Annotated in this window: 21 protein-coding genes; 13 read left to right on the top strand and 8 right to left on the bottom strand. The window is 62.3% G+C overall.

Translation table 11 applies throughout. The features are described from left to right. On the top strand, window positions 1–1,226 hold a 1,226-nt coding region (locus Q8O80_RS20470; RefSeq protein ID WP_305582797.1), incomplete at its 5' end, for a PAS domain-containing protein. On the opposite strand, the gene Q8O80_RS20465 is transcribed toward Q8O80_RS20470, so the two are convergent. After that, entirely contained in the window at window positions 1,223–1,648 is a 426-nt protein-coding gene (locus tag Q8O80_RS20465; RefSeq protein WP_305582795.1) for a response regulator, read from the bottom strand. The two genes, Q8O80_RS20470 and Q8O80_RS20465, sit on opposite strands and share 4 nt — an antisense overlap. 203 nt (window positions 1,649–1,851) lie before the next feature. Here Q8O80_RS20465 and Q8O80_RS20460 point away from each other — a divergent pair, with 203 nt between their 5' ends. The 3 genes from Q8O80_RS20460 to gltX all read left to right on the top strand — a co-directional run bounded on the left by Q8O80_RS20460 (window position 1,852) and on the right by gltX (window position 5,925). Continuing rightward, a complete protein-coding gene (locus Q8O80_RS20460; protein WP_305582793.1) occupies window positions 1,852–2,814 on the top strand; it encodes a hypothetical protein in 963 nt (320 codons plus the stop codon). Between the two features lie 121 nt (window positions 2,815–2,935). Further along, on the top strand, window positions 2,936–4,600 hold the full coding sequence (locus tag Q8O80_RS20455) for an NAD+ synthase (protein ID WP_305582791.1): 1,665 nt from the start codon (window positions 2,936–2,938) through the stop codon (window positions 4,598–4,600). Beyond that, the gene (gltX, locus tag Q8O80_RS20450) at window positions 4,600–5,925 is read left to right on the top strand and encodes a glutamate--tRNA ligase (RefSeq protein ID WP_305582789.1); all 1,326 of its coding nucleotides are present in this window, start codon (window positions 4,600–4,602) and stop codon (window positions 5,923–5,925) included. Before Q8O80_RS20455 ends, gltX begins: the two co-directional genes overlap by 1 nt. Here gltX and Q8O80_RS20445 read toward each other — a convergent pair. Then, the gene (locus Q8O80_RS20445; RefSeq protein ID WP_305582787.1) at window positions 5,870–7,027 is read right to left on the bottom strand and encodes a DUF2865 domain-containing protein; all 1,158 of its coding nucleotides are present in this window, start codon (window positions 7,025–7,027) and stop codon (window positions 5,870–5,872) included. The two genes, gltX and Q8O80_RS20445, sit on opposite strands and share 56 nt — an antisense overlap. 131 nt (window positions 7,028–7,158) lie before the next feature. Between Q8O80_RS20445 and Q8O80_RS20440 the strand changes: the two genes are divergently transcribed. The 9 genes from Q8O80_RS20440 to Q8O80_RS20400 all read left to right on the top strand — a co-directional run bounded on the left by Q8O80_RS20440 (window position 7,159) and on the right by Q8O80_RS20400 (window position 17,051). Continuing rightward, window positions 7,159–8,157: a fumarylacetoacetate hydrolase family protein gene (locus Q8O80_RS20440; RefSeq protein ID WP_305582785.1), complete on the top strand. Its 999-nt coding sequence runs from the start codon at window positions 7,159–7,161 to the stop codon at window positions 8,155–8,157. 106 nt (window positions 8,158–8,263) lie between these two features. Beyond that, a complete protein-coding gene (locus Q8O80_RS20435) occupies window positions 8,264–8,716 on the top strand; it encodes a cytochrome c (protein ID WP_305582783.1) in 453 nt (150 codons plus the stop codon). A gap of 236 nt (window positions 8,717–8,952) precedes the next feature. Then, on the top strand, window positions 8,953–10,413 hold the full coding sequence (gene cysS, locus Q8O80_RS20430) for a cysteine--tRNA ligase (RefSeq protein WP_305582781.1): 1,461 nt from the start codon (window positions 8,953–8,955) through the stop codon (window positions 10,411–10,413). Beyond that, window positions 10,410–10,889 carry a GFA family protein gene (locus Q8O80_RS20425; protein ID WP_305582779.1) on the top strand — a complete coding sequence of 160 codons (480 nt, stop codon included), beginning with the start codon at window positions 10,410–10,412 and terminating at the stop codon, window positions 10,887–10,889. Before cysS ends, Q8O80_RS20425 begins: the two co-directional genes overlap by 4 nt. Continuing rightward, a complete protein-coding gene (locus Q8O80_RS20420) occupies window positions 10,886–11,383 on the top strand; it encodes a GFA family protein (protein WP_305582777.1) in 498 nt (165 codons plus the stop codon). Before Q8O80_RS20425 ends, Q8O80_RS20420 begins: the two co-directional genes overlap by 4 nt. Before the next feature lie 5 nt (window positions 11,384–11,388). Next, window positions 11,389–12,981: a citramalate synthase gene (gene cimA / locus Q8O80_RS20415; RefSeq protein WP_305582775.1), complete on the top strand. Its 1,593-nt coding sequence runs from the start codon at window positions 11,389–11,391 to the stop codon at window positions 12,979–12,981. Window positions 12,982–13,209: 228 nt separating this feature from the next. Continuing rightward, window positions 13,210–14,745 carry a LysM peptidoglycan-binding domain-containing protein gene (locus Q8O80_RS20410; RefSeq protein WP_305582773.1) on the top strand — a complete coding sequence of 512 codons (1,536 nt, stop codon included), beginning with the start codon at window positions 13,210–13,212 and terminating at the stop codon, window positions 14,743–14,745. Window positions 14,746–14,835: 90 nt separating this feature from the next. Further along, entirely contained in the window at window positions 14,836–15,156 is a 321-nt protein-coding gene (locus Q8O80_RS20405; RefSeq protein ID WP_305582770.1) for a helix-turn-helix transcriptional regulator, read from the top strand. Then, complete coding sequence (locus Q8O80_RS20400) at window positions 15,156–17,051, top strand: ABC transporter ATP-binding protein/permease (protein WP_305582768.1); 1,896 nt, start codon at window positions 15,156–15,158, stop codon at window positions 17,049–17,051. The genes Q8O80_RS20405 and Q8O80_RS20400 overlap by 1 nt, the downstream gene beginning before the upstream one ends. 178 nt (window positions 17,052–17,229) lie before the next feature. Here Q8O80_RS20400 and Q8O80_RS20395 read toward each other — a convergent pair whose 3' ends face one another. The 6 genes from Q8O80_RS20395 to Q8O80_RS20370 form a co-directional block, all read right to left on the bottom strand. After that, a complete protein-coding gene (locus Q8O80_RS20395) occupies window positions 17,230–20,577 on the bottom strand; it encodes an efflux RND transporter permease subunit (RefSeq protein WP_305582765.1) in 3,348 nt (1,115 codons plus the stop codon). Between the two features lie 3 nt (window positions 20,578–20,580). Next, window positions 20,581–21,831 carry an efflux RND transporter periplasmic adaptor subunit gene (locus Q8O80_RS20390; RefSeq protein WP_305582763.1) on the bottom strand — a complete coding sequence of 417 codons (1,251 nt, stop codon included), beginning with the start codon at window positions 21,829–21,831 and terminating at the stop codon, window positions 20,581–20,583. A gap of 15 nt (window positions 21,832–21,846) precedes the next feature. Next, window positions 21,847–22,395, bottom strand: a complete 549-nt coding sequence (locus Q8O80_RS20385) for a PadR family transcriptional regulator (RefSeq protein ID WP_305582761.1) — start codon at window positions 22,393–22,395, stop codon at window positions 21,847–21,849. Between the two features lie 128 nt (window positions 22,396–22,523). Further along, the gene (gene cysQ / locus Q8O80_RS20380; protein ID WP_305582759.1) at window positions 22,524–23,354 is read right to left on the bottom strand and encodes a 3'(2'),5'-bisphosphate nucleotidase CysQ; all 831 of its coding nucleotides are present in this window, start codon (window positions 23,352–23,354) and stop codon (window positions 22,524–22,526) included. A gap of 1 nt (window position 23,355) precedes the next feature. Beyond that, complete coding sequence (nadC, locus tag Q8O80_RS20375) at window positions 23,356–24,228, bottom strand: carboxylating nicotinate-nucleotide diphosphorylase (RefSeq protein WP_305582757.1); 873 nt, start codon at window positions 24,226–24,228, stop codon at window positions 23,356–23,358. A 67-nt stretch (window positions 24,229–24,295) separates the two neighbouring features. Continuing rightward, window positions 24,296–25,567: an AGE family epimerase/isomerase gene (locus tag Q8O80_RS20370; RefSeq protein WP_305582755.1), complete on the bottom strand. Its 1,272-nt coding sequence runs from the start codon at window positions 25,565–25,567 to the stop codon at window positions 24,296–24,298. Window positions 25,568–25,689: the final 122 nt, after the last annotated feature.

Genomic DNA, 25,689 nt, shown 5'->3' with positions numbered 1-25,689 from the left:
CCGTCCATCCCGATGATGCCGAGCGTGTCGGTCTGGAAATAGCCGAAACCATTCGCGGGAAAAGCGCCTACCGCTCTGAGTATCGCGTTGTGGCGCAGGACGGCGCGATCCATTGGGTCGCCGCATCCGGCAAGCCCCTGTTCAACCATGATGGCATCATTCAGCGGTTTCCCGGCGTCCTGGTCGACATCACCGATCAGCGGCGCACCACCGAAGCCCTGGCCGAAAGCGAGTTGCGCTTCCGCACGCTTGCTGATGCCATGCCGCAAATGGTCTGGTCGACCCTGCCAGACGGCCGGCACGACTACTACAACGCCCGCTGGTATGAGTTCACAGGTGTGCCGGAGGGCTCGACGGACGACGACGCCTGGAGCGACATGTTCCATCCCGATGATCGGGAGCGGGCCTGGGATATCTGGAAAAAGTCCCTGGTATCGGGCGAACCCTATGAGATCGAATACCGTCTCCGGCATCGCTCGGGGGCCTATCGCTGGACGCTCGGTCTGGCGCTGCCCATCCGCGACGCGTCCGGGACGATTGTGCGCTGGATCGGCACCTGCACCGATATTCATCACACCAAGTTGGCTGCCCAGGAGCGCGAACTGGTCACCCAGGAACTCAGCCACCGCATCAAGAATATCTTTGCCGTGCTCACCGGCATTGTCAGCCTGTCAGCCCGCAGCCGTCCCGAGATCAAGCCCTTCGCCGATGAGCTGCGCCAGCGGATCTACGCCCTGGGCGAGGCGCATGACTTCGTGCGGCCGCGCAACACGGAGGCCAGTCCTGCCGGGACTGCAACCTCGCTGCGTGCCCTGATCGAACGCCTGATGCAGCCCTATCGCAACGTCGATACCGAGCGCGTGCTGTTCGAGGGCGACGATACCACCATCGATGATGGGGCCACGACGCCGCTGGCATTGCTGTTCCACGAACTGGCGACCAACGCCGCCAAATATGGTGCGCTCTCGATTGATGCAGGGCGGGTGGTGCTGAGGGGGGAGGCGCGCCAGGATGGCCGCTATCGCCTGACCTGGAAGGAGACCGGTGGTCCCGCAGTGGTCCCGGGCGAAGCCAGCGGCTTTGGCTCCCGCCTTATCGAATTGAGTGTGGAGGGGCAGATGCGCGGGACGCTGGAGCGGGTATGGGACAGTGATGGGCTGCGCGTCGAAGTGGATCTGCCCGTCGAGGCGTTGAATCGTTCAGCCAGGCTGACCTCGAGCCCCTAGCTCAGGGAAAGCGCGCCCGATGGGCCAAACAGGTGCAGGCGGCGCGGTGGCGCCACTTCGGCCGCCCGGCGGCGCGCCACGGCGTAAGACACGGCATCGCGCAACTCCTGGTCGGTCACGGGTTTGGGCAGCACCCCGATCGTGCCCGGGACGCCTTCGCCCAGTTGTGCTGGATTGGCCGTCATGAATAGCACCGTGACGCCATGCGTCTGCGCCAGAATACGGCCAATGGTGATGCCGGTGGCGCCATCGCGCAGATTGAGGTCGACCAAGGCCACCTCGGCCGCGCTCGCCAAAGCAAGCGCCGAGCGCTGCTCGGCCGCAATGCCGACAGGCGTAAAGCCCATCTCCTCAATCACATGTTCAATTTCCGTGGCCACGAAGATCTCGTCCTCGACCACCAATATCCTGCAAGTCATCACGCCAACTCGTCGTTTCAGATCGCCAACCGGCTAAGGGCAACACCCCAGCGCTTCAGAGGTTGCAGCCAGACCAGGCTTTTGCGGCAACGTGATCGACGATGTGCATTCAGCGTTACCAAATCCCAAACCGCACTTAGCGGAGCATTAACCCTAATGCTTCATAGCTTTGCTACTGGCTGACGGCTGTCGAACTGGAGAAAACCATGAAGCGCGCGCTCAAAGGCACCATTGCAATAGTGGCACTGTTGAGTGCGGTGCCCGTGCTGGCAGCCGACTATCCCTATATGCGTCCAGCTTATGCCGAGAGCTGGAAAAACCCGGACGATGACCTGCGCTTCGAATTCGGCACCCGCTACTGGCTGTCCTGGGGCGAGCAGGATGCCAGCTTCACCGCTGCCGGCTTGGGCGATGTGGGAGTCACTACCCGTGACCAGACCCACATTGTGGAACTGCACGGCAAGATCGAAGATCTCTCGACCCAGACCTACCTCACCGGCAAGGCCGGCATTGGCCTGTCCACCAGCGGCACCTATGCCATCACGCCAGCCCGCTCGGGCGCTATCGGCCGCAATTCTGCCATCGGGTATGCCGCCACCGATTTCGGCTGGCTGCCCTTTGGCAAGCTCGATGAAGGCTTCGCCGCTGGCGGCTTTGTCGGCTACCAGTACTGGAAGGACGCGCCCGATATCGGCTCCGGCCAGGTCGGCGCCAGCTTTGACGGCCTCGGCAATCCCACCTCGTTCACCGCGGCCAAGGACGATCTCGATATCCACGCGCTGCGGCTGGGCGTGAAGGCCCAGGCCGATTTCGACAGGTTCGACATCCAGGGCGAAATCGCCGCCATTCCCTATGCCCATGTGTCCGGCACGCTGGGGGGCAGTTCCCCCGATGGCTTCAATTTGGGGGGCACCGAATATCAGGAACGCGCCCCGACCACGCTGAGTGGCCGTGGCTATGGCGTGATGGTGGAGAGCCTGGTGGGCTTTCATCCCACCGAGAACCTGACCCTGCGGGTCGGTGGACGCGCCTGGTATGTTGAAGGGGTACTCGACGCCCAGTTCTCCGCCAATGCCGGTGGCACCGATCAGGCAACCCTGAACCTGCCCAGCAATTTCGCGCGCATTTTCCGCTATGGCGCCCTGTTCGAGGCGACCGGTCGCTTCTAGCCTGCCAGCGCGCCGACGTTGTCCGCTTGCCCTGATAGGGGGGAGCGGCTAAGTCTGGCGCGCGTTCCGGCACTTGGCTGCCGCCACGCCCGCACCTTCTCAGACAACGGGCAGATTTATCGTGACAGACCGCCTCCGAATTGCGCTCGCCCAGCTCAATCCCAAGGTCGGCGACCTGCCGGGCAATCTCGCCCTGGCCCGCGCCGCGCTCGCCGATGCCGTGGCCGCCAAGGCCGACATTCTGATGTTCTCGGAACTGTTCCTGACCGGCTATTTCCCTGACGATTTGCTGTTCAAGCCGCAATTCATCAAGGACGCCATGCAGGCCGCGCGCGATCTGGTCGCCGATACCGCCGGCACCGAAGTGGTGTTGGTCCTGCCTACGGTCTGGTGGGACAAGACGGGCCTGCACAATGCCGCCATTGTCGCCGAAAATGGCGAGATCATCGCCACCCGGCTGAAGCGCGAACTGCCCAATACCGATGTCTTCTACGAGAAGCGCTACTTCACCGCCGGCCCATTGGCCATGCCGGTGCTGATCAAGGGCGTGTCGGTCGGCATCCCCATCTGCGAGGATATCTGGCACGCCAGCGTCTGCGAGCATCTGGCCATGCGTGGCGCCGAAATCATGCTGTGCCCCAATGGCTCGCCCTACTGGACGAACAAGCAGCATATCCGCAAGGAGTTGGTGCGCGCCCGGGTGGCCGAAGATGATGTGCCCATGCTCTACCTCAATCAGGTGGGCGGCCAGGACGAGCTTGTCTTCGACGGCGCCTCATTCGCCATCGAACCAGGTGACAAGCTGGTGCTGCAGGGCAAGTCGTTTGCCACCGATTTCATCGTCTCGGACTGGGTTCGTGGTGACGATGGCTGGACCTGCGCCAATGGCGAGGTTACCGAACTGACAACCACCGACGAAGCCCCCTGGCTCGCCTGCGTGCTCGGCTTGCGCGACTATGTGCACAAGAACGGCTTCAGTCAGGTCGTACTCGGCCTGTCCGGTGGTATCGACAGCGCCGTCGTTGCCGCCATGGCGGTGGACGCCCTTGGTCCCGAAAACGTCCACTGCATCATGCTGCCCTATCGTTACACCAGCGAGGCCAGTCTCGCCGATGCCAGGGCCTGCGCCGACAATCTCGGCGTGCGCTATGACATCGTGGCGATTGGCAATCCGGTCGATGACGCGCTGGCGCAGCTCGCACCGATTTTTGGCGATCGCCCCGCCGATCTGGCAGAAGAAAACATCCAGTCACGCATGCGTGGCGTCGTGCTGATGGCGGTCTCCAACAAGCTGGGTTCCATGCTGCTGACCACCGGCAATAAATCGGAGATGGGCGTGGGCTACGCCACCATCTATGGCGACATGAATGGCGGCTATAATCCGCTCAAGGACATGTTCAAGATGGAAGTCTATCGCCTGGCGGGCTGGCGCAATGCCCACGTCCCCGGCGATTGCCTCGGGCCGTCGGGGGAAGTCATTCCCCAGGCCATCATCGACAAGGCGCCCAGTGCTGAACTGCGCCCCGATCAGACCGATCAGGACAGCCTGCCCCCCTATCCGGTGCTCGACGCCATTCTCAAGGGCATCGTTGAAGACGAACTCTCCCTGGCCGAAATTGTCGTCCTCGGTTACGAGCCGGCGCTGGTCCAGCGCATTGAGCGCCTCGTCAATATCGCTGAATACAAGCGCCGCCAGTCCGCCCCCGGACCCAAGCTCACCGCCAAGGCCTTTGGCATGGGACGCAAATATCCCATCACCAATGGCTACAAGGATCGGAGCATCTGATGACCATCGTACGCTGGGCACCATCCCCCACCGGTCGCATCCATCTTGGCAATGCCCGTCCGGCGCTGCTGAACTGGTTTTTTGCCCGCCGCAATGGTGGCAAATACGTGCTGCGCATGGACGATACCGATCTGGCCCGCTCCACTCGGGAGTTTGCCGACGGCATTGAGGTTGATCTGGAATGGCTCGGCGTCACCCCCGATCTGCTGGTGCGGCAGTCCGAACGCACGGAGCTCTATGACGCGGCGCGCGACCGGCTGATCGCCGATGGACGCCTCTATCCTTGCTACGAAACGGCCGACGAGCTTGATCGACGCCGGGCCCGGGCGCGCGCGCTGGGCAAGCCGCCAATCTATGACCGCGCCGGACTCAAGCTAACCGACGCCGACCGCGCTGCCCTTGCAGCTGAAGGGCGCAAGCCACATTGGCGCTTCCGGCTCGATGGCCGCCCGGTGCAGTTCGCCGATCTCATCAAGGGGACGCAGACGGTCAACACCGCCTCGATGTCTGATCCGGTGCTGATCCGCGAGGATGGCAGCTATCTCTATACGCTCCCCTCGGTGGTCGATGACATTGATTTGGCCATCACCCATGTCATCCGCGGCGAAGACCACGTTTCCAATACCGGCACCCAGATCGAGATCATCGAGGCACTGGGCGGTACGGTACCAATCTTTGCCCACCACAATTTGCTGACTGACGCGCAGGGGCAGGGCTTCTCCAAGCGGCTCGGCTCGCAGTCCATTGCCGATTTCCGCGAGGCTGGCTACGAACCCCTGGCCATCGCCGTCATGGCTGCGATCACCGGCACCAGCCTGCCGATCGAGGCCTATGCTTCGCTCGACGAGATCGCCAATCGCCTTGATCTATCGATGATTTCGCATGGCCCGGCGCGCTTTGATCCGGTCGAGCTCGACAATCTCAACGCCCGTCTCTTGCATACGATGAGTTATGAGCAGGCGCTGCCCCGGCTCACCAGCCTGGGTCTTGAGGGCGAGGCGATCTGGATGCTGTTGCGCGATAACCTCACCAAATTCACTGATATTGTGGACCTTGCCAGCCTGGTCACCGGGCCGGTCGAGCCCATCGTCGCCGATGAGGATCGGGAATTCCTGGCGCTCGCCAAGGCCCTGTTGCCCGCCGAGCCCTGGACCATCGAGACCTGGTCGGAATGGACCGGCGCGCTCAAGGCCGCCACGGGGCGCAAGGGCAAGGCGCTGTTTCTGCCGCTGCGCCTGGCCCTGACCGGGCGTCATGACGGGCCTGAGCTTAAGTCCCTGCTTCCGCTGGTTGGGCGTACGGCGTGTCTGGCCCGACTACCCTGACCACCTTGTCGCCGAACTGCACCAGCCGTAGCTGGGTTTCCGTTGCCGACTGATTGACCGGGCGCGTCACCGGCGTTTCGCCGGGACCAGCCGGGCGCGGGCGGGGCAGGGCGATATCGAGCAGCGTCGCCGTCTGCAGTGGCGCCACGGCCATTACCGGGGTCACGCCACGCGGATCGCGCAGCGGCATGGGAAAGCTCTGGCCCGCCACCGCGATGATCGCCCTTGTGCTGCCATCGGCCCGCTCGGCCATGCTGATTGAGCCATCCGATTGGGGCGCGACCTTGCAGCTGGCGCTGGGGCTGGTATCGAGCGCATCGCGATAGGCGAACGCCGTCGGCAAGGCGGTATAGGGCTCGCCGAACTGATTGCGCATCTGCTCGGGTTCCTGCCCCGGATTGTCATAGAAATACAGCGCCACTGGCGTCGTCCGGCAGCTCTCCTGACACGCTGCCGAGTCATTGCCGACATAGTCGGTCAGGGTGGCGTAGCTGATGGGCCAGAAATAGCCATCGCTCAGGCGAACGCACACCGTGCGCACCGTCTGGTAGCCCTGATAGCCCCAATAGTCGCCACCATCGATCATCTGTCCGTCGGAAAAATCGCTTTCCGAGGTGGTGCCGAAAATGCGATCGAACAGGTTCTGACGGCCATTGGAGAAGGTGGCGCTGGAGCCGCGATCGGTGCCGCAGCCAAAACGGGCCATTTCCTGCAGGATCGCCTCGCGCTGGCCGGCCACGGCATTGGCGGTTTCCACCTGCTGGGAGATACCGGCCGCCACCTCGCGCAGGCGCAGCACTTCACGGCCAATCTGCCGGCACTCCTGGGTCAGCTGCTGGCCAGCCTTGGCGGCGTCGTTGCAGCCATCGCGCACATAGCGACTCTCCATGCTCTGCACATCGCGCTGCGCTTGCCGGGCGGCCTGCGAATTGCCGCCCATCTGGCGAAAATCACCATTGCGGTCAAACTGCTGCAGGGCGCCTTCCAGCCGAGAACACTGCGCCGACTGCGCATAGGCGACATTGACGTTCAAAACCATGCATAGTGCGCTCAGCGTCAGAAGGACGAGGGCGCGTGCGCCATTGCTGCTAAAAAAAATCATCGAATTCCATCGACGCCCAGTGCGTCACAACCGGGCCTTAAGACAACGCTAGGACCCATGGCAACAGTATAGTGACAGCGTCGGCGTCGTGGTAGCGCTGCACGGACACACCAGCGAGAGAATGCGCCGCCATGAAGCTTGCAACGTTAAAAAACGGTCGTCCCGACGGTCAACTGGTCATTGTCTCGGCTGATTTGGCCCGCTTCGTCTCGGCTGGTCGCATCGCCTCCCATCTGCAGGCCGCACTCGACGATTGGGAAGCGCTTGCCCCCGAGCTGGCGGCCCTGGCAGCCCAATTGGATGCTGGCGCCATTGCAGGTCAGCCCTTTGACCCTGCCATGGCTCTGGCGCCCTTGCCGCGGGCCTATCAGTGGATTGATGGGTCAGGCTATCTCAGCCATCTCGAACGGGTGCGCAGCCTCAAAGGCAGCAAGGATGAGGAACTGCAGTCCACCCGGCCATTGCTCTATCAGGGCGGCTCTGATTCGCTGTCGGCCCCCACCGATCCCATTGTGACAACCGATCCGGACCTGGCGATCGACTTTGAGGCCGAAGTGGCCGTCATCATCAGCGCGGTGCCCATGGCGGCGACCCGCGACCAGGCGGCGGCCGCCATTCGCCTCATTACCGTCTGCAATGATGTCTCGCTGCGCCGTCTGGTGCTGGATGATCTGCAGAACGGCTTCGGCTTCTTCCATTCCAAGCCGTCAACCGCCTTCGCTCCAATCGCGATTACGCCCGAGAGTCTGGCCGGCGCCTGGCGCGATAACCGACTGCATCTACCCATGCGCGTCGAGGTCAACGACACGCTGTTCGGCCGGCCCAATGCGGGCATCGACATGCATTTCGATTTCGCCGACCTCATCGTTGAGGCCAGCCGCACCCGCAATCTGGCGGCGGGCACCATTATCGGCGGCGGCGCGGTCTCCAACCGCCACGAAGAAAGCCTGCCCATCAAGCGCGACGGTATCGGTTTTGCCTGCATTGCCGAGGCGCGCACCGTCGAAAAGCTCAAATACGGCCGCGCCCGCACCCCCTTCCTCAAGCCCGGCGATACCGTGCGGATCGGCGCGGTGGCGGACGACCGCTCGGTCTTTGGCGATATCAAGCAGACGGTGACGCTCGCCTAAGCTCTTGTATGTGCTGGTAACATTTCCGTGTGTGCGTTGGGGCTGTCATCATCGCGTGCAAAACTTGGGACGTTCAAATTCGGCTTGGCGTATTGAGGGTCCACGAATGTCGCTACACAAGATTGCCACCTTGGCCTTTGCCGGCCTGCTGGCCATGGGGGCTGCAACCGCCTTTGCGCAGGATGCATTTGTCGCGCCCACCACGCCCGAGGCTGCTGCGGAAGTCCGCGAGCCGCTGATGAAGCTGAATGGCAGCACGTTGAAGACCGCCGGGGCCCTGACGGGCGCAGAAGCGGAAGCGGCCATGCAGATCATGCTCGACAATTTCACCCATATGCCCGCCGTCTTTCCCGAAGGCTCCAACATTGGCGACAGCAAGGCTTTGCCGGCGATCTGGGAGAACTGGGACGCCTTCAACGCCATCATCGATACCGGCAAGACCGCCGCCGCTGATGGTCTTGCAGCCGCCAAGGCCGGTGACACCACAGCCTATCTCGCCGCCGTCAAGACCCTGGGCGGCACCTGCGGCACCTGCCATCAGCAGTTCCGCGCCGACTAGTTTCTCATCGCCTCCAAAGCGATTTGGCGGCCCGGAAGGGCCGCCTTTTTTCTTTCTGCTTGATTTCCGCGCGCCCGGCAGCCAATCTCGCGCCATGAAGACGCAGATCATTCTGATTAACCGCTGCATTATTACCTGCTAACCACACATTGGCGGCGCGGTCTTCTTCATCCTGATTTCTGATATCTGAAGAGCCGTCTGCCAGCGCATTTTCGCATGGCCCAGGGACGGACCGCATGACCACGCCACAGCTGACGCTCTACAATACGCTGACCCGCACCAAGGAACGCTTTGTTCCCATCGATCCGGCCAATGTGCGCGTCTATGTCTGCGGCCCCACGGTCTATGACTTCGCCCATATCGGCAATGCCCGCCCGGTCATCGTGTTTGATGTGCTGTTCAGGCTGCTGCGCCACCTCTACGGCGCCGATCACGTCACCTATGCGCGTAACATCACCGACGTCGACGACAAGATCAACGCCCGCGCCCTGCGCGATTTCCCCGACCTGCCACTCAACGAGGCGATCCGCAAGGTCACCGAAACCACCGAGGCCCAGTTCCGCGCCGACGCCCGGGCGCTCGGCTGCCTTGAGCCGACCGTGGAGCCGCGTGCCACCGACAATATTGCCGAAATGCAGGCGCTGATTGCTACGCTAATCGCCAACGGGCACGCCTATGTGGCCAATGGCGAAGTGCTGTTTGACGTCAAATCCATGCCCGACTATGGCCAATTGTCGGGCCGCAATCTCGATGACAATCTGGCTGGCGCCCGCATCGCCGTCGAGGCGCACAAGAAGAACCCTGCCGATTTCGTGCTGTGGAAACAGTCCGCCGACAACGAACCGGGCTGGGACAGCCCCTGGGGTCGCGGCCGCCCCGGCTGGCATATTGAGTGCTCGGCCATGAGCGAGCGCTATCTTTGGGACGAAATAAAGGATCGGCTGTCGCCTGCCGCCCACCAGCACCCGCATGCCTTCGACATTCATGGCGGCGGGCTCGACCTGATCTTCCCGCACCACGAAAACGAAATCGCCCAGTCCCGCTGCGCCCATGGCACAAGCGCCATGGCCAATGTCTGGATGCACAACGGGTTCTTGCAGGTCGAAGGCCAGAAAATGAGCAAGAGTCTGGGCAATTTCGTTACCATCAGCCAATTGCTGCAAACCGAAGATTTCGGCGGCCGCAAATGGCCCGGCGATGTCCTGCGCCTGGCTATGCTGATGACCCACTATCGCGAGCCGATCGATTTTTCGGTCAAACGCCTGGAAGAGGCCGAGACCAAGTTGCGAGACTGGCAGCGCGCCGCTCAAGGCGCGACGCTAGCCGAGGGCGACGGCCCTGATGCGTCCGTGGTCAAGGAACTGGCCGATGATCTCGGCTTTCACCGCGCCAGTGTGGCCCTTGAGGTGATTGCCAAAAAGGCCAATCGCGACGGCGGTGCAGCGGCCAAGCATTGCCTGGCGGCCACGCTGCGCTTCCTCGGCTTCGGCCTCGACAGTGTGCTGGCTTCCGAGCAGGGCGCCGACGAGCCGCCCCACCTTGCTGCCGCCATCGCCGACCGTCTCGCGGCCCTCAACGCCAAGGACTTCGCCAAAGCCGACGCCATCCGGGCCGAGCTCGCCGAGCAGGGCATCACCCTGATGGACTCCAAGGACGAAACCGGTGCCCGCCAGACCAGATGGGAGATCAAGCGGTGACCCCAAAAATCGACGCCCATGCGGGAGGCTGCCAGTGTGGCGCGGTCCGTTTTCGGGTGACCCGTCTGGGTCGGCCCTCGATCTGCCACTGCCGCATGTGCCAAAAGGCCTTTGGCGGATTCTTCGGCCCGCTGGTCACCGCGCACAATGCGACCTGGACCCGCGGCACGCCCAAATGGTTCCAATCCTCCAATGCCGCCCGTCGCGCCTTTTGCGGTGATTGCGGCACGCCGCTGGCCTATGAAACCCGCTTTGGTCTCGAACTGGCCATTGGCGCGTTCGACGAGCCAACAGCGGTTGCCCCGGCCATCCAGGTCAACCCGGCCGACAAGCTGCCCTTCTTTGATGGCCTGACCGGCCTGCCGGTGCGCGATGAGGCCAATGATGAATGGCGCGACTTTCTCGCTGGCATCCACTCCAACCAGCACCCCGATCATGACACCCAGGATTGGCCGCCCAAGGAGCCGCCTCAATGACCGATACCGAGCACGAAACCCTTGAAATGAGCGGCGGCTGCCAGTGCGGCGCCGTGCGCTACCATGCCATTCTGGCGCTGGACACCGCCCATCTGTGTCATTGCCGCATGTGCCAGAAGGCGGTGGGCAATTATTTTGAAGCCCTAGTCGGCGCCGATAATGTGACCCTGGTCTGGACCCGCGGCGCGCCCACCGGCTTCATGAGTTCGCAATTCGTCGAACGTGGCTTTTGCCAGCGCTGCGGCACGCCGCTGTTTTACCGCGACGTCACAGCCGGCCATACCAGCCTGACCATCGGCTCGCTCGATCATCCTGCTGCGGTGAGGCCGCGCAGCCATGACGGGATTGAAGGGCGCATGCCCTGGTTCGCCGACATCGTCGCGCTGCCCGATCGGGGCCGTACCGAGGATGGCGACAGCGCAGACTGGGCCGCCGCGATCAAGGCCTCCAATCGCCAACATCCCGATCACGACACCAACGACTGGCCCGAGTGAGTTTTATGACCAAAGAGCGGCTCTATATCTTCGACACCACCCTGCGCGATGGCGCACAGACCGCCGGAATCGAGTTCTCGCTGGAGGACAAGATTGCCATTTGCGGGCTGCTTGAAGAGCTGGGCGTCGATTATATCGAGGGCGGCTATCCCGGCGCCAATCCGGTTGATACCGAGTTTTTTGACACCAGACGCACCACGCGGGCCAGGTTCACCGCCTTCGGCATGACCAAGCGGGCAGGGCGCTCTGCTGCCAATGATCCCGGTCTTCAGGGCCTGATCAATTCGCAGGCGGACTCGGTGTGCTTTGTCGCCAAGGCCTGGGACCATCAGGTGACGGTCGCCCTCGAGATTTCCCTTGAGGACAATCTCGCCAATCTGCGCGACAGCGTCGCCACGACCGTGGCCGCCAACAAGGAAGCGCTGGTCGATTGCGAGCATTTCTTTGACGGCTTCAAGGCCAATCCCGACTACGCCCTGCAATGCGTCAAGACCGCGCTCGATGCCGGGGCCCGCTGGGTCGTGCTCTGCGACACCAATGGCGGCACAATGCCCGCCGAGGTGGCGCTCATTGTTGACAGCGTCCTGGCCATTGCGCCCGGTACGCACCTCGGCATCCACGCGCACGACGATACCGGCCAGGCCGTCGCCAATACCCTGGCGGCCGTCGACGCCGGGGTGCGCCAGATCCAGGGCACGCTCAACGGCATTGGCGAACGCTGCGGCAACGCCAATCTGATCACCCTGATTCCGACCCTGCTGCTCAAGCCTGTCTTCGCCGATCGCTTCGAGACCGCGATTCCGTCCGCCAGCCTGGCTCGCCTCACTCAAGTCTCGCGCGCCTTTGATGATCGGCTGAACCGGGCGCCGTTCCGGCAGGCCCCCTATGTTGGCGCCTCGGCCTTTGCCACCAAGGCTGGCATCCATGCCTCGGCGCTGCTCAAGGATTTTTCCAGCTATGAGCATGTGCCGCCCGAAAGCGTCGGCAATGAGCGCTCCATCATGGTCAGTCAGCAGGCGGGCAAATCCAACCTGCTGACCGCGCTGGCCCGGCACGGCATTGCGCTTGCCAAGGACGATCCGCGCCTCGAAAAGCTCCTGGCTACGGTCAAGGACCGCGAATCGCGTGGCTATTCCTATGACGGTGCCGACGCCTCATTTGCCATTCTGGCGCATGAGGTGCTCGGCACGCTGCCCAATTTTTTTGCGGTGGACACCTATCGGGCTTCTGTCGAGCGCCGCCACAATGCACAGGGCGAGGAGATAACCGTCACCGAAGCGGTGGTCAAAATTCGGGTCGAGGGCGAAGTATTGATGTCGGTGGCGGAAGGCAACGGCCCGGTCAATGCACTCGATCTGGCGCTGCGCAAAGATCTCGGCAAATATTCGTCGCGTATCGAAGATCTTGAACTGGTCGATTTCAAGGTGCGTATCCTCGACGGCGGCACGGGCGCGGTCACCCGTGTGCTGGTTGAAAGTCGCGATGGCACCGGCGAGCGCTGGTTTACCATTGGCGTCTCTGCCAACATCATTGATGCCTCGTTTGAAGCTCTGTATGAATCAATTACCTACAAGCTGCTTAAAACTGAAACGCCATAGGGCATGACAGGTCAGCGCGTAAAACCGGACGGCGTTGCCGTCACAACGGTCCGGGAGGACAAACTGGCCGATTCCGCTCCGAAACAACCCGCCCCGAAACAGCCTCTGGCGCTCGCCCTCTCGGCCGCTGCTGTTACCATTGTGGTGATCCTTGGCGTCCTGGCCGGCCCAGGCGTCGTTAGTTGCTTTAATTCCCCTGATGGCATGGGCCAATGCCTGCAGGGCAAAATGCGTGCGGCAGGTCTGCTGCCCGGCGCGGCGCCTGGATCGGTCGACGCAGCGGCGACGACCGTTGAGCCCGTTGCGCCGCTGGTTGCAACTGAGCCTGCCGCGGATACCGCGCTGGTCGGGCCAGAGCTCGATGTGGAGCCTGCCGAGGCGGCCACTGCAGCCGCCGAAGCGCCGGAAAACCTGGTCGCTGCGAGTTTCGGCCTGTTGCGGGCCGAGCCTGACGGTTCGGTCGTGATTGCCGGCAGCGGCACGCCCGGCAGCGAAATAGAGATCTTTGCCAATGGCTTGCTCCTGGGCCGCAGCGCCGTGGCTGCCAGTGGTGACTGGGTATTCGTTCCAGACATTCCCATCGCTCCCGGCGGTACCGAAATTACCCTGGGCGAGACCGGCAAGAAGGGGCTCGCTCCCGAATCCTTCGTCGTCGCCATCAATGCCGACAAGACCAGCGAGCCGCTCGTGGTAGCCAGCACCCCGGGTGCCGCCAGCGAGGTGTTGCAGGGCTTGCCCCAGGCGACAGCCGACGCTCCGACCCAGATGGCTGCCAATACGAGCAGTCGTCCAGCAGCCGCCACTCCGCCCGCTGCAGCAGCACCAGCTGTCACCGGGCCTGCGGTGACGGAACCAGTTGAAGCCGCAGTCGCCGCAACCTCCAGCGAGGCCGCACCTGCCGCGCCAGTTGCTGCTGCGTCATCGGCTGATCCGGCGGCGCCAGCCGCCGCCAATGATGCGGTTGCCGCATCTGCCGATACGGCCGCCGCCGCGACCGCGCCTGCTGCCACCGAACCAACGTCGCCTGCAACGGGTGCCGATCAGCCTGCCACCGAAGAGACGAGCCAGCCGGTAGCCGCGCCGACCGAGCCTGCCGTCGCCGTGGCCGCTACTGATCCTTCCCCCGATGCCACGGCCCCTGCTGCGACCCCGGCGACAGCCGTGGTTGCGACGCCGACAATCGACGCCGTCGAGGTCGAGGGGGAGAAGTCCTTCTTTGCCGGCAGTGGTCCAGATGGCGCCACCGTGCGGCTCTATGTCGACGATAGCTTCATTGCCGATACAATTGTCTCGGATGGCCGTTGGCTGATCGAGGCCGGCAAGGTGCTGACCAAGCCAAATCAGCGTGTTCGCGTTGACTTGCTGCAGGCCGGTAGCGCCGAGGTCGTGGAGCGCGCCGAAGTCGATTTCTCCCTCGATCTACCGGCGCCTGACACAGAAACCGCGGTTGCCGTGGCCGATCCTGCGGCCACTCCCGCGCCACAGCCAGCCGAAGCCGCCGTGCCGCCAACAGACGCTGCTGCCGCTGAGCCGGCTGTGCCGACCATGGTTGGCGTGAGTGTCGGCGATATCGATGATCAGCGCTTTGCTGCCGGCAAGGCGATTATTCGCCGCGGCGACAACCTCTGGACCATCGCACGCCGGGTCTATGGCGAAGGCATCAAGTACACGGCCATCTATGAGGCCAATACCGGCCAGATCCGCGATCCCGACCGCATCTACCCCGGTCAGGTCTTCGATCTGCCCGATAGCGCAAACAACTGAGTACAACATGGCCCGCTTTCCGGCGGGCCATTGATTCTTGCGGCGGTTGGACCCATATATCGCAATATGACGATAAATCTGGTTGAACCGATGCACGACGACGATATTGCCACCATCATGCGGGCACTGGGTCATCCGGTGCGCCTCAACATTCTGCGCATCATCGCCGGACAGCAGCGTGGCCAGTGTTGTTGTGCCGATGTGACCGACTCCTTGACCCTGGCGCAATCAACGGTCAGCCAGCACATCAAGGTGCTGCTTGATGCCGGTCTGATCGAGCGGAAGTCGCGCGGTACCCGCAATTGCTACATCGTGCAGCATGAGCGTCTGGCTGCCCTGGGTTCAGCCTATTCAGGCATGCTGGCTGGTTTGGGCGCTGCCACCCCCGACTTGGAAGCGGAACTCGCCTAATGCCCACTGACAACGCTGACAAGAAGCCATCCGTTAGCGCGGACGAGGATTCCGTATTTTCGACCATCCGCAATCTTTGGACCTATATGTGGCCCGCCGACCGGGCCGATCTGCGTCTGCGGGTTGTGCTGGCCATTGCTGCCCTGCTGCTGAGCAAGGTCGCCACCACCCTTATTCCATTCGCCTATAAGGGCATCATCGATAGTCTCGATAGCGCCACCCCCAATAGTGCGGTGATTTTCGGTATGGCGGTGCCCATCGTCCTGGTGATTGCCTATGTCGTGGGCAATATCGTTGACGCCGGATTCCAGCAATTGCGCGACGTGCTGTTTGCCAGCGTCGGCCAGAATGCCGTGCGCAAGCTGGCGCTGCGCACCTTCCACCATTTGCATCGCCTGTCGCTGCGCTTCCATCTGGCGCGCCGCACCGGTGGCCTCAGCCGGGTGATAGAGCGCGGTACCAAGGGCATCGAAACCATCGTCCGTTTCACGATGCTGAACATTCTGCCCACCGTGGTCGAATTCGCCATTACCGCTGTCATTTTCGTCTGGATGTTTGGCGTCAGCTATCTCGGCGTGCTGGTCGTGATGATCTGGGGTTATCTGTATTTCACCATCAAGGCGTCGAACTGGCGCATTGGCATCCGCCGGGCCATGAATGACTCCGACACCGACGCCAATGGCAAAGCTATCGACAGCCTGCTCAACTTTGAGACGGTGAAGTATTTCGCCAATGAGCAGATGGAGGCCGATCGCTACGATGCGTCCATGGCCGGCTACGAACGCTCCGCCATCCGCATCTGGACCTCGCTGGGCTTCCTCAACTTCGGCCAGGCGGTAATATTCTACGGTGGCTTCCTGATCATCGCCATCATGGCGATCAATGGGGTGATGGCCGGGACCTTGACCCTGGGCGACTTCGTCCTGCTCAATACCTTCCTGATGCAGATCTATCGGCCGCTCAATTTTATCGGCTTCGTCTATCGCGAACTGCGCCAGGGTCTCACCGACATCGAAGAGATGTTCAAGCTGCTCGATCAGAGCCCGGAAATCGAGGACAAGCCCGACGCCAAGCCACTGGTCGTAACCGGGCCGGTGATCCGCTTCGACAACGTCACCTTTCACTATGATCCCGATCGCGCCATTCTCAAGGGCGTCAGCTTCGAGGTTCCTGCGGGCAAGACCGTGGCCATCGTCGGCCCCACTGGTGCCGGCAAGTCCACAATCTCGCGGCTGCTGTATCGCTTCTATGACGTAACCGGGGGCGCCATCACCATCGATGGTCAGGACTTGCGCGACGTCACCCAGGAAAGCCTGCGCTCGGCGATCGGCATGGTGCCGCAGGATACCGTGCTGTTCAACGACAGCATCGGCTACAATATCGAATATGGCCGGCCGGGTGCGTCGATCGAGGAGGTGCGCGAAGCCGCTGGCATGGCTCAGGTCGGTCCGTTCATCGAGACCTTGCCCAAGGGCTATGACACCCCGGTGGGCGAGCGCGGTCTCAAGCTCTCCGGTGGCGAAAAGCAGCGCGTCGCCATCGCCCGTACTATTCTCAAGGCACCCTCCATCCTCATTCTGGATGAAGCGACCTCGGCGCTCGACACCAAGACCGAGCGGGATATTCAGTCGGCCCTCGATGTCGTCTCGCAGAACCGCACCACGCTCGTCATCGCCCACCGCCTGTCCACCGTGGTCAATGCCGACGAAATCCTGGTGCTGCGCGAAGGCGTGGTGGCCGAACGCGGCAACCACCTCGACCTCCTCGCCAAGGACGGCCTCTACGCCCAGATGTGGAACCGCCAGCGCGAAGCTACCGAGGCTGAAGAAAAGCTGCTGCAGACCGCCAACGATCCCGACGGTTTCGTCAAGCGCGGCACGCCCGCCGCAGAATAGGGCAGGGTGCTGTGACGGGGATCATCTTCGCCAGCCGGCATTCCCGACACCCCACTGGCTGGCAGCCTCAGCGGGGCGCGCCGACCTCATGGCAAGCCCCTGGCACCACGGTCGTTCAATACCACAAACAACAAGGCCCGCATCGTTGCGGGCCTTTTGCTTCGTTTCTGCGCCGGTGCTACTCGGCGGCTTCAGGCCGACTGACGACAGTCACGCCATTCTGCTGCTCTTCCACCAGCCCGGCATCCGGGCTGACGATATAGCGCTTGGCGCCATCCGCCCCGGTGGGGATCTCCACGGCCATGCCGTCAAACCCCGCTGGCGTGGCCATCGCCGCTTGACCGCCGCGACCGGTTGCGAACCGTCCCAGCCGGCCAGACTGTTCGACCAGCCATCTGATCTGCTTCCACAGCACTGTAGGCGCCACCACCATTACCGGCACCATCACCAGCGTCAGCGCGGTGGAGACAAATAGCCCTGAGACCAGTGCTGCCGACAGATGGATGAACCACGAACCGGCAATGCCGCCGACCACGATCTCGCGGCGGATGAAATCGAACTCGATATTCAACGCCATCGGGATCACGCCCAGGCCAGTCACCATGGCGGTCAGCAGCACCGGCCGCACACGCTGGCTGATGGTGATCATCATGGCTTTGACCGGCTCGACATGCTCGTCGCGCTGATAGTGGTTATAGGTGTCGATCAGCACGATGCCGTTCTTCACCACGATACCCGCCAGTGCCACAATGCCCAGTCCCGTCATGATCGCCGAAAAACTCATGCCGGTGACCAGCATGCCCAGCAGCACCCCGGCCAGTGACATGATCACCGTCGTGAGCGTCACCAGCACCTGATAGAAGCTGTTGTATTCCAGCAGCAGGATCAGGAAGATCAGGAACATCGCCGCACCGAAGGCCGAGATGATGAAGGCATTGGTGTCGTCGACCTGTTCGGCAGCACCGCCATAAATAATCTCGACGCTGGCTGGCCATTCCTGCTCGGCCTGCCAGGCCTTGATCTGCTTGACCTTGTCTTCCGAGGAGAAGCCCTCTTCCAGATTGGCGGCCACCGTCATGGCATAGACGCCATTGCGGCGGGTGATATTGGCCACCTTGGGCACCGCCGTGCGGGTGATGAAGTTGGATACCGGCACCAGACCCTGTGCCGTCACAATCCGTAGCGAGTCCAGCACGTCAAAGGTGCGCTCGCTCTTGGGCAGACGGACCCTGATGTCGAGTTCGTCGTCGCCGCCATCGTCGGGACGATAGCTGCCCAGCTTCACACCCGAGGTGACCAGCTGCACATAGGGGCTCAGCTCCCGCACGCCGATGCCGTATTTGGCAGCGGCTTCGCGATCGATGGTCACCTGCCAGTCGATGCCGGGGGCAGGGCGGCCATCTTCAACGTCGATGGTATTGCCCAGATCGTTTTCGATATAATCACGCAGCTTGGTCACGGCCGGGGCAATATCGGCATAAACCGTACCCTCAACCCGCAGATTGATCGCCTTGCCGGCTGGCGGGCCATCCTCCTGCGCAGCAATCTGCACTTCCAGGCCCGAAATCCCGGCTACCCGCTCGCGGATGTCCTGGAAGATTTCGGCAGCCTTGACACGCTCGGCATAGGGCATGAGCTGGAGGTTGAATGTGCCAACGGTGTCGGGCGGCGTGCTGCCCCCGAGCCCGCCGCTGCCATCACCACCGGCAAAGCTCATGATGACATCCTTGATACCCTGAACCTGCAGGATCTGGTCTTCGACCTCCACCAGCAGATCGCGGATTTCCGCTGGCGAGTAATTGCCGCGGGTGATGACGTTGACAGTGCCGAATTCAGGCTCCGAGGCCGGGAAGGCCTCAGTGCCCGTCGGGTTCATGATGTATGCGGCAAACATCAGCCCCACGATGCCGAAGCCGACTGCCAGGGTGATGACCGGCTGATGCATCAGATGCTGCATGGTCCGAACATAGACGCCGGTCAGACCCCGAACCTTGTTGGGATCAAACTTGTCGGCATACATCACCACGTCAGCGGCTTCTTTTTCCTTCTCGTCAACATGGGTCGAGGCGATGAAGGCACCGATAATGGGCATGAAGATCAGCGCCGAAACCAGCGAGGCAATCATCACCACGATCACGATGGTGGGCAGATAGCTCATGAACTTGCCGATAATGCCCGGCCAGAACAGCAGTGGCACGAAGGCGCCCAGGGTCGTGAAAGTGGCCGAAACCACCGGCACGAACATCTTGCGCGCGGCCATGATGAAGGCTTCCTTCTTGGGAACGCCCTCCTGCAATTTGCGCTCGGCATATTCCACGACCACGATCGGGTCGTCCACCAGCACACCCACCGCGAGCACCAGGCCAAACATGATCATCATATTGATGGTCATGCCGAGCATCTGCACGACGAGAAAAGCGATCATGAACGAGATCGGGATCGACATGCCGATCATGATGGCGGCGCGCCAGCCCAGTGTGGCAATGCAGGTGATCAGCACCAGCGCCACGGCGGTCAGCACAGCCGCTTCCAGCGAGCGGAACATACCCTTGGTGGTGTCGGCCTGATCGATCAGGAAACTGGTCTCGATGGCCTGTGGCCAATCGGCAGTGAAATTCTCGGTGATCCGCCGCACTTCGTCGGACACACTGATGACGTTGGTGCCAAGCTTCTTGGAGACGCCGAGGGTGATGGCTGGCTGGCCATTCACATGTGCATATTGCGTGGCATCCTCGAAGGTCCGCGTGATCGTGGCGACGTCGCCAAAGGTCACCACGGTATCGTCGACCGTCTTGAGTGGCAGCGTATAGATGTCCCGGGCGTTCTTGATCAGGCCGGGCACTTCGACATTGAACGAGCCCTGGCCCGAATCCAGTGTACCGCCGGCCACCACCATGTTGTTCTTGGCGAGGGCATCAAACAGCTGCGCTGCCGTCAAATCGTAGGCTTCCAGCCGGGTCAGGTCGATGGTGACTTCCAGCACTTCATCGCGCGACCCCGACAGAGTCACGTTCTGGACGTCGCCAATGCCTTTGAGTTCTTCCTGCAGATCCTTGGCCCGGTTGACCAGTTCACGCTCGGGCACCGTGCCATAAACCGCAACCGAGATGACGGGCATGTCGGTAAACGAGATTTCCGTAACAGTTGGTTCGGTAGCGTCATCGGGCAGTTCAGCTGAAAGCCCGTCCAGCTTCGCCCGGATATCAGAGAGCGCCCTGTCCTTGTCCGCATTTACGTTGAACTCAAGGAACACCGAGGCATGACCGGTGGTCGAGGTGGAGGAATAGTTCTCCAGCCCGTCTATTTCCTTGATGCGGTCCTCGATCGGCTTGGCCAGCAACTGTTCTGCGTCACGCGGTGCCACGCCGGTCTGGCTGACCGAAACGTAGAAATAGGGAATGTCGATTGCCGGGAAGCTCTCTTTGGGCAGGCTGGTATAGGCCATGAAGCCCGCCCCGAGCAGCAGCACCATGATCGTCAAGACGACACGCGGCATCCGCAGGATACGTTCGATGAAATCCAGCATCGGTTAGCTCGCTGTTACATTGGTGGCGTCGACCGCTTGGCCGTCGATGACATACTCCTGGCCGACGGTAATGACATCGACCGCTACTGGTAGTCCCAGAACCCAGACACCGTCGCGGGTGTCGCTGGCAATCTCGATCGGCATGAACTTGGCCGCGCCATCCACCACGGCGCGCACGCCTAACACACCATCAGCGTCCAGCGTCAGCGTTGATTGCGGCAACAGGTGCGCCGGGGCAGAGCCCATATTCACTACTGCCGTGGCGGTGATGCCGTCACGGATGGTGCCATCGGCATTGGGCAGCTCGATCTCGACCGGGAAGGAACGGGTGGCAGCGTCGGCCGTCGTGGCGATGAAGCTCACCTTGCCCTCGGCCGTCTGGCCGGTGATGGTGGTGATGCTGGCGGAGAGGCCAAGCTTGGCCAGACCAATCCGGACTTCCGGCACCTGGCCGATGAACAACATCGGGTCAAGCTGGACGATGGTGGCGCAGGGCTGGCCTTGAGCCAGCATGGCGCCAGCGTCGGCCAGCGGCGCCTGTACCACGCCGTTCACCTTGGCGTTGATCAGCGTGCGATCAAGTTCGGCCTGGGCGTTGTCGAGATTGGCTTTGGCCGATGTCACGCTCGCCTGCGCGGCGGCCAGGGCCACTTCCACGCCGCGTGCACTATTGGCAGTTGCCACGCCCTTGCTTCGCAGTTCGGCATTGGTATCAAAATCGGCCTGGGCCTGAGCCAGTGCCGCGTTGGCCTGCGCCAAACCGGCGTCAGCTTGTGCGACAGCGGCAGCCCGGGTGCCCTGATCCAGCGTGCACAGCGGATCGCCGACCGCCACCTTCTGGCCCTTGGTCACATGCACAGTTTCAACAATGCCAGCAGTCTCTGCCACGGCGCTAACGGTGGCCTTGGCCTGAGTGCGACCCCGCAAGGGGACCTCAATCGCGAAGGGCTGAGCCACATAGGTCGTGGTCCGCACCGATTGCAGCCCCGTATTGGCGCCGTGCTCGGCCTCATTGCGCTGGGCAATGGTCAGGTGCGGGTCGACTTCGGTGCTGGCTTCGTGTTGGGCCAGCACGCCCGCCTCGGCCAATTGGGTGGCGATGGGGCCGTGTTCTTCGCCCTCGATTATCGAGACAATTGGGCGCTCGCCATTGCCTGGCCCGCTGCCGCCCATAACCAGGGTTCCAGTTGCGAGCCAGGCACCTGTCAGGATCAGCAGTACCAGCGCAATGCCATAAGAAAATAATGCACGCATAGAGAAGTTGCCCCTTTACTCAGCCGCGTCTTTGTTGGAATCGGCTCGCGCTAAAGTGATGAGTTCGTGCATATGGGTGCGCAGATGCCTTTCAGCAACCTCCATAATAACACTTCCGTAGTTGATGACCCATGTGTCTGAAGCATTGCTGCAATGATCTGCTGCTGTGACCTTGAGACGTTTACGCTTGTCGCTCAGTATTTGCAGGAATTCATTGGCCCGTGTTTCCACCAGACTTCGCGGCAGAATATGGGCAAAACGGGCAAATAGCAGGAAGGGACTACGGAACATGTCCTCCCCCAGCGGCTGGGCCAGTTCATGCGCGAACGCGGCGCGGCCGGCTGCCGTGATTGAGTAGATTTTTTTTGTCGGCTTGCCGTCCTGTTGCTCACTGCGGCTGGTCACCAGCTTTTCATCTTCAAGCTTGGCCAGGGCCGGGTAGATCGATCCAAAGCTGGCCTCGATGAAGTACGAGCATTCGCCTTCCACGCAAAGCCGACGGATTTCATAGCCCGTGGCGTCACCCTCATAGAGAATGGACAAACACAATGTTCTGACGTTCATGCACGGTGCTCCGGGGCATATGCCGAGCCGATATATGCTGGTTCAATATATGCTTGGCGTGAATCGTACAAGATGTACGGATCAGTTGATGCAACAGATCAGTTAAGACATTGCTGCAGCTTGGCAGATCAGCCTAGGATTTTGGTCATTTCGGCCGCTGCCCGGCGTGCCAGATTCAGATTGGCCGCCGCAACAAAATAGGGGTTGAGGAAGGCCAACTCGCCCTTGCCATAGCGCAGGCGCTCGCCGTCCAGGGTCACAACCGCGCCGCCTGCCGCCTCCAGCACCGCCTGTCCGGCCGCCGTGTCCCACTCACAGGTCGGCGTGAATCGCGGATAGAGTTCGGCATCGCCCCGCGCCAGCAGGCAGAACTTCAACGAGGATCCCACCGAGACATCAGACTGGACCTCAAGCAATTCGCACAGCGTCGCCAAAGCGGCATGGCCATGCGAACGGCTCGCGACAATCCGCAGCTTGCGTGAAGACGTCACCCCGATCGGCTGCTTGTTGCTTACTGAGCCCGAACTGGTGTTGCAGCTAAAGGCGCCGCGCGCGTCACCCACGAAGGTCTCGCCCGTGACCGGCGCCAGCACCACCCCCAGCACCGGCACGCCATGCTCGACCAGCGCAATATTGACGGTGAACTCGCCATTGCGCTTGATGAATTCCTTGGTGCCGTCCAGCGGGTCGACCACAAAATACCGCTCGCCCAACACCGGGATGATCCCGGCAGCCACGCTTTCCTCGCCGAGCACCGGAATGCCGGTAGCTTTGAGATGCTCGAGAATGATCGCCTCTGCGGCCGCGTCTGCCTCGGTGACTGGCGAGCCATCGGCCTTATCGACCGCCACGATGGGGCGAGCATAGACGTCGAGGATCACCCGCGCCGCCGCGATGGCGGCATCAAGGACCAGCGCCGTCAGGTGCGTGTCGGTCGGCGCTGCTGCAATAACGGTCATCTTAGACGCCAATCGTCACATCGAGCCCCAGATCAAGCGGCTGGGCCGCCATGGTGATCTGGCTGGTGGAGATATAGTCCACGCCCGTTTCGCCTATCGCGCGCACCCGGTCCAGCTTGACCCCGCCCGAGGCTTCCAGTTTGGCCCGGCCGGCATTGATCGTTACCGCCTGGCGCAGTGTCGCATTGTCCATATTGTCCAGCAGCACCACGCGCGCTCCCGCTGCCAGCGCTTCTTCCAACTCGGCCAGATTCTGCACTTCGATCTCGATGGCCACCAGATGCCCGGCAAAGGTCGCGGCCGCAGTGTAGGCCGCTGTCACGCTGCCCGCGACGGCGATATGATTGTCCTTGATCAGAATGGCGTCATCGAGCGCATAGCGGTGATTGGCCCCGCCACCGCAACGCACCGCGTATTTCTCGAAGGCCCGCAGCCCCGGCGTCGTCTTGCGGGTGTCGCAGATCTGCGCCCCCGTGCCAGCGACAGCATCGGCATAAATCCGCGTCAGCGTGGCAATGCCGCTCATATGGTTGAGGAAGTTCAGTGCCACCCGCTCGGCCGACATCACCAGCCGGGCAGGGCCGGTAACGCTGGCCACCAAACCACCCACGCCAATTCGGTCGCCATCCGCGACATTGGGGGTAAACACCACGCCATCGCCCACCAGCCGGAACGCGGCTGCCGCAAGATCGAGTCCGGCAATCACCCCGGCTTCGCGCGCCGACAGGCTGGCGGTGGCCTGCGCGCCGGGCGCCAGGGTCGCCTGGCTGGTCAGGTCGCCGGCCAGGCCGAGATCTTCTTCCAGCGCGGCTGCAACGGCGCGCTCCACCAGATGGCGAGGCAATTGGGCGGGCAGGCGGGCAGGACGCGACATTGCAAGGTCTCTCAGCTTCGGCGGTGATGTACGCGCCACCACCGCCCGATGCAACTGCCAGCCGGCGCTACTGGTACTGTTTGACCGTGTGGTCGGTGGAGATGATCGCCGCCGTCAGGCTCCCGGTCGCTGGATAGAGCGGGATCAGGCAGGCCTGCAGCGCGTGGTAGATATCGGGCTTGCCGGTGAACAGTCGCGATTTGGGCTTGAGGTCTTCACTAAGCTCGCTCAGCCAGCCGCCGCGCTCATGGTCGATCACATGGTTCTCGGCATAATCCCACAGCTTGCGATACCAGATCTGGAAATAGTCCTCGCGGTCATAGGCGCTGAGGAACGCCGCGGCACCGATCGCCTCGCTGACCGGCCACCACAGTTTTTCGCGCAGAACCGGTTTATTGTCCCAATCCAGCGTATAGAAAAACCCGCCATGCTGGGCGTCCCAGCCCAGCTCGATCGACTGGCGGAACAGATTGCGCGCCGCATCGGGCATCCAGCTCAACCGCTTGTCGCCCAGAATCCACAGCTGCATCAGCAGCCGCGCCCATTCAAGCCAATGCCCCGGCGTGGTGCCGGACGGGCGGAACATTTCCGAGCCGACATATTCCTTGTCGAGCACCCAGTTCTCGTCGAAATGCTCGGCCACCCGATATCCCAGGGGCACGGCGTGCTTGGCGATGATCAGTTCGGCGATCCGCTCGGCCTTGCTCAGATAGGCCTTCTCGCCCGTTGCCTCATAGGCGGCCATCAGCGCCTCGGTCAGGTGCATGTTGGAATTCTGGCCGCGATAGGACGTGATCTGTGACCAGTCATTGCCAAATTCCTCGCGCACCGCGCCCACCGTGTCGTCCCAGAAACGGTGCTCGATCACTTCGGTGACGTCGGCCAGCACCTTGTCGGCCAGGGGATGGCCCACCAGCTTGGCACTCGATGCCGCCAGCAACACGAAGGCATGACCATAGGCCTGCTTGCTGCCATCGGTCACGCCATGGTCATCGACGCCCCAGACATAGCCGCCATGCCTTGTGTCGCGATGCTTGTTCCAGAGATAGTGCATGCCATGATCGACCATTTCGTCCGAGCCCGGACGCCCGATCAGGCTGCCAATGGCAAAGCAGTGCACCATGCGCGTGGTGCCATGCACCTGCCGCACGGCATTGGCCGGATTGAGCGCCTTGCCGTCATCGTCCAGCTCGAAAAAACCGCCCTTGGGGTTCAAGGAGGGCGCCGCGAAGAAGTCGAACAGATTATTGGCCTGCCGCATCAGATATTGCCGGTGAAACGGCCGGCTCGGCCACGGGCTGGAATTGGTCTTGGGCAGGGTCGTGCTGGCGTCGGTCATACTGGCTCCCGGCCGGCGGAACAGCACCGGCACCTCATCATCGCCGAGCTATAGCGTCCCTGCAAAATCGTTGCAATTTGCGTTCCTGCCAATTTCCGCGAAAGCGCCGCAACCGCGATCAA

The organism is Devosia sp. (genome assembly GCF_030689745.1).
In the GTDB taxonomy this organism is placed as follows: Bacteria; Pseudomonadota; Alphaproteobacteria; order Rhizobiales; family Devosiaceae; genus Devosia; species Devosia alba.
The sequence above is the reverse complement of the archived record's forward strand: the minus strand, read 5'-3'. Positions and strand labels throughout refer to the sequence as shown.

Excerpts from the sequence above, each read along its gene's own strand:
- Q8O80_RS20420 (WP_305582777.1), top strand. The coding sequence starts at position 10,886 with ATGACCGATACCGAGCACGAAACCCTTGAAATGAGCGGCGGCTGCCAG.
- Q8O80_RS20445 (WP_305582787.1), bottom strand. The coding sequence starts at position 7,027 with ATGATTTTTTTTAGCAGCAATGGCGCACGCGCCCTCGTCCTTCTGACG.
- Q8O80_RS20395 (WP_305582765.1), bottom strand. The coding sequence starts at position 20,577 with ATGCTGGATTTCATCGAACGTATCCTGCGGATGCCGCGTGTCGTCTTG.
- Q8O80_RS20390 (WP_305582763.1), bottom strand. The coding sequence starts at position 21,831 with ATGCGTGCATTATTTTCTTATGGCATTGCGCTGGTACTGCTGATCCTG.
- Q8O80_RS20460 (WP_305582793.1), top strand. The coding sequence starts at position 1,852 with ATGAAGCGCGCGCTCAAAGGCACCATTGCAATAGTGGCACTGTTGAGT.
- Q8O80_RS20435 (WP_305582783.1), top strand. The coding sequence starts at position 8,264 with ATGTCGCTACACAAGATTGCCACCTTGGCCTTTGCCGGCCTGCTGGCC.
- gltX (WP_305582789.1), top strand. The coding sequence starts at position 4,600 with ATGACCATCGTACGCTGGGCACCATCCCCCACCGGTCGCATCCATCTT.
- cimA (WP_305582775.1), top strand. The coding sequence starts at position 11,389 with ATGACCAAAGAGCGGCTCTATATCTTCGACACCACCCTGCGCGATGGC.
- nadC (WP_305582757.1), bottom strand. The coding sequence starts at position 24,228 with ATGTCGCGTCCTGCCCGCCTGCCCGCCCAATTGCCTCGCCATCTGGTG.
- Q8O80_RS20370 (WP_305582755.1), bottom strand. The coding sequence starts at position 25,567 with ATGACCGACGCCAGCACGACCCTGCCCAAGACCAATTCCAGCCCGTGG.
- cysQ (WP_305582759.1), bottom strand. The coding sequence starts at position 23,354 with ATGACCGTTATTGCAGCAGCGCCGACCGACACGCACCTGACGGCGCTG.
- Q8O80_RS20440 (WP_305582785.1), top strand. The coding sequence starts at position 7,159 with ATGAAGCTTGCAACGTTAAAAAACGGTCGTCCCGACGGTCAACTGGTC.
- Q8O80_RS20405 (WP_305582770.1), top strand. The coding sequence starts at position 14,836 with ATGCACGACGACGATATTGCCACCATCATGCGGGCACTGGGTCATCCG.
- Q8O80_RS20410 (WP_305582773.1), top strand. The coding sequence starts at position 13,210 with ATGCGTGCGGCAGGTCTGCTGCCCGGCGCGGCGCCTGGATCGGTCGAC.
- Q8O80_RS20400 (WP_305582768.1), top strand. The coding sequence starts at position 15,156 with ATGCCCACTGACAACGCTGACAAGAAGCCATCCGTTAGCGCGGACGAG.
- Q8O80_RS20385 (WP_305582761.1), bottom strand. The coding sequence starts at position 22,395 with ATGAACGTCAGAACATTGTGTTTGTCCATTCTCTATGAGGGTGACGCC.
- cysS (WP_305582781.1), top strand. The coding sequence starts at position 8,953 with ATGACCACGCCACAGCTGACGCTCTACAATACGCTGACCCGCACCAAG.